At 73.2% G+C, this 2,593-nt stretch carries 6 protein-coding genes; 2 read left to right on the plus strand and 4 right to left on the minus strand.

What is annotated here, in order from left to right:
• The coding region (locus AOK24_RS42565; protein WP_055725219.1) for a pilus assembly protein TadG-related protein at positions 1-390 on the minus strand (390 nt) is incomplete at its 3' end.
• 129 nt (positions 391-519) lie between these two features.
• Here AOK24_RS42565 and AOK24_RS42570 point away from each other — a divergent pair.
• Together AOK24_RS42570 and AOK24_RS42575 are read left to right on the plus strand one after the other, a co-directional pair.
• Positions 520-1,044: a DUF4262 domain-containing protein gene (locus tag AOK24_RS42570; RefSeq protein ID WP_063799629.1), complete on the plus strand. Its 525-nt coding sequence runs from the start codon at positions 520-522 to the stop codon at positions 1,042-1,044.
• A 27-nt stretch (positions 1,045-1,071) separates the two neighbouring features.
• Complete coding sequence (locus AOK24_RS42575; protein ID WP_055725220.1) at positions 1,072-1,431, plus strand: hypothetical protein; 360 nt, start codon at positions 1,072-1,074, stop codon at positions 1,429-1,431.
• Here AOK24_RS42575 and AOK24_RS42580 read toward each other — a convergent pair.
• The 3 genes from AOK24_RS42580 to AOK24_RS42590 are packed head-to-tail and all read right to left on the minus strand — an operon-like array spanning position 1,404 to position 2,429.
• Positions 1,404-1,826, minus strand: a complete 423-nt coding sequence (locus AOK24_RS42580; RefSeq protein ID WP_055725221.1) for a TadE/TadG family type IV pilus assembly protein — start codon at positions 1,824-1,826, stop codon at positions 1,404-1,406. The two genes, AOK24_RS42575 and AOK24_RS42580, sit on opposite strands and share 28 nt — an antisense overlap.
• The gene (locus tag AOK24_RS42585; protein WP_055725222.1) at positions 1,823-2,230 is read right to left on the minus strand and encodes a TadE/TadG family type IV pilus assembly protein; all 408 of its coding nucleotides are present in this window, start codon (positions 2,228-2,230) and stop codon (positions 1,823-1,825) included. The genes AOK24_RS42580 and AOK24_RS42585 overlap by 4 nt, the downstream gene beginning before the upstream one ends.
• Before the next feature lie 10 nt (positions 2,231-2,240).
• Positions 2,241-2,429 (minus strand): hypothetical protein, encoded by a 189-nt coding sequence (locus AOK24_RS42590; protein WP_055725223.1) that lies wholly within the window; start codon positions 2,427-2,429, stop codon positions 2,241-2,243.
• Positions 2,430-2,593 lie beyond the last annotated feature (164 nt).

The raw sequence follows: 2,593 nt of genomic DNA on the forward strand, positions 1-2,593 counted from the left end.
GTGGGCGGTGCCGGTGGCGGTCACGGTGAGGGTGTCCAGGCCGAGGAAGCGCAGGAGGTGGGTGGGCTGGTGGGCGGTGACGGTCACGGTGACCGTCGTGGTGGTGGCCGTGACGGTGCCGGTGTCGTTCGTGGTGGCGAGGTAGGTGCGGGCGAGGTCATGGGCCTGGGCGGGGTCGAGGCGTACGGTGCCGTCGGCGCGGTAGGCGGTGAGGTCGAGGGCCTGGGCGCCGGCGCGGGCGGCTTCCTGGGCCTCGCCGAGCGCGCGGGTCTTCGCGGCGAGGGCGAGGCCGCCGTCGAGGAGGAGGCCGGCGAACATGACGACCGCGGCGGTGAGGATGACGACGAACGGGGTGACCTGGCCGGCGTCTCCGCTGCGGCGGCGTCGCACGGCGGGTCGGGCCGAGGGCGTCTCGGGGGTCGGCGCCAGCTTCCGTACGACCGTGGGTTTCGCGCGTACCCGCGAGCCGTTCTCCCGCGCCGTCGAGGTCCCGCGAGCGCGCCCCGTACTCTCGGGGGCATGCCCACCGCCTGCCGCTGTGTCGTCTGCGAGGACGTCACCGCCCTGGCCCCCCGTACCCGGTCGACCGTCGACACCGTCCGCCGGCACGGCTTCCAGGTCACGATGGTCCCCGCCGACGAGCACGGGCCGGGCTGGGCCTACACCACCGGTCTGTGGCACGGCCGTCGCATCCCCGAGCTGGCGGTGTTCGGCCTGGACGTCCGCCTGATGCACACGATCCTCAACGACCTCGGCCGGCGAGCCATGGACGGGCAGACGGTCGAGGACGGCCAGGAGCGGCACGACGTCGCGAGCGTCCCGGTGGTCCTCAAGGCCGTCGACCACGGCTGGTACGAGGCGTTCTTCGGGACCGCGATCGGCTACTACCGCAAGCCGTCGTTCCCGTTCCTCCAGGTGGTCTGGCCCGGCCGGGACGGCGCCTTCCCGTGGCAGCCCGGCGGCGAAGAACTCCCGGACCTCCAGCCCCGGTTGTGGCTGCGTCCCGGGGAACACCCGGTGGGGGTGTGGACGCAGGACCTGTGAGCACGCGGCCTCCGGGACAATGGCCTCATGACGCGCTGGTTCCGCAGCTACTGGGCCGAGGACGACCGCTGGTTCTACTTCGAGGTCGCCGCCGACGGCTGGATCGCCCGCCAGGTCGAACTCCAGGGGCCGCTCCAGAAGCCGCTCGTCGCGGCGTCCTCGGCCGAGCGGGAGGCCGCCCGGGAGGCCGGAACGGTCGCGGAGTACGAGGCGACGTTCGGTGTCACGGCCGAGTCGCCCGTCGGCGAGTGGGACGGGTACGAGGCCCACGCCCTCGACGCCGGGGAGTTCGAGGCTGTCTGGGCGACCGCGCGGGCGGCCTGTCGCACGCGGGCTCGCGTCCGCGCCGGGCGCGGAACTCATCGCGTGTCCCCCGTTGAGCGGTAGGTGTCGACGGGGGCGGTGAAGTCGGCGGTGAGGGTGGTGGTGCCGGGGACCTGGAGGAGGGCCAGGTCGTGGAGGTCGACGGTGCAGGCGACCGTGACGGTGAGGGTGGAGCCGGGGGCGAGGGTACCGTGGACGGTGACGGCCAGGTTCTGGCAGGTGACTCCCGCGTCGCGCAGTACAGCAGCGGCCGTCGTGCGGGCGTCTTCGGCGGCGTCCGGGTGGGTGTGGTGGAGGGTGGCGGCGCGGGCGGCCTGGTGGGCGGCGCTCTCGATCCGCAGGCGGGTGTCGGTGAGGCGTCCGCAGTAGACCAGGAACCACAGCATCAGCAGCAGCACCGGTGCCAGCAGGACGAGTTCGACCGTCGCCGAGCCCCGGGTTCCGCGGCCTCGTCTCATGGCGCCGCCTGAACGGGGCGGAAGCGTTCGACGGGGCCGGCGGCACGGGTGTCGACGGGCAGGTGGAGGAAGGGGACGACGCTGGTGGCGGTGCCGGTGATGCGTACGTCGGCCCGGTCGGCCGTACGGGTCACCGCGATCCGGACGTCGCGCAGGGGTCCGGGGCCGAGTTGGCCGAGGACGCGTCGGGCCTCGTGACGGCCGGACGCGGTGGTGCCGTCCTGGACTCGGGTGGCCGCCAGCGCCTGGGTGGCGGCGGTCTGGGCGATGTGGACGGCGTGCCACCAGACGGTGGCCTGCGCGAGGAGCATGACCAGGGTGAGCAGCAGCGGCATGACGGTCACCAGCTCGGTGGTGACCGCTCCTTTGTCTCCGCGGAGGCGTGTGGGCTGGGCGGCGGGCATGGTGGCGGGCCTACTTGAGGACGACGTTCTTGGCCGCCGCGACGATCTCCGGGCGGAAGATGCCCAGGACCGTGAGGGCGAGGGTGGCGAGTCCGGCGATCCAGATGACGTACTCGGTGGTGACGCCGCGGTCGTCGCCGTGGGTGAGACGGTGCAGCAGGGTGTGCGCCCGGCGCAGGGAGCGGTTGAGCAGGGGCATCCTGGGGTTCCTTCTGGTCACAGGGCGTCGGTGATCTGGATGAGGGCGGGGTAGAAGACGAAGACGATGAATCCGAAGGCCATCAGGACGGCGGGGACGGCCATGCGTTCGGTGGCGGCGCCTGCCTGGCTCTCGGCGTCGGTGGCGCCGCCACCGAACGCATG

It is taken from the genome of Streptomyces niveiscabiei (assembly GCF_001419795.1).
GTDB classification, from domain to species: Bacteria; Actinomycetota; Actinomycetes; order Streptomycetales; family Streptomycetaceae; genus Streptomyces; species Streptomyces niveiscabiei.

Bases quoted from the DNA above. Each gene is read 5' to 3' on its own strand.
- AOK24_RS42590 (WP_055725223.1), bottom strand. From the start codon at position 2,429: ATGCCCCTGCTCAACCGCTCCCTGCGCCGGGCGCACACCCTGCTGCAC.
- AOK24_RS42575 (WP_055725220.1), top strand. From the start codon at position 1,072: ATGACGCGCTGGTTCCGCAGCTACTGGGCCGAGGACGACCGCTGGTTC.
- AOK24_RS42570 (WP_063799629.1), top strand. From the start codon at position 520: ATGCCCACCGCCTGCCGCTGTGTCGTCTGCGAGGACGTCACCGCCCTG.
- AOK24_RS42585 (WP_055725222.1), bottom strand. From the start codon at position 2,230: ATGCCCGCCGCCCAGCCCACACGCCTCCGCGGAGACAAAGGAGCGGTC.
- AOK24_RS42580 (WP_055725221.1), bottom strand. From the start codon at position 1,826: ATGAGACGAGGCCGCGGAACCCGGGGCTCGGCGACGGTCGAACTCGTC.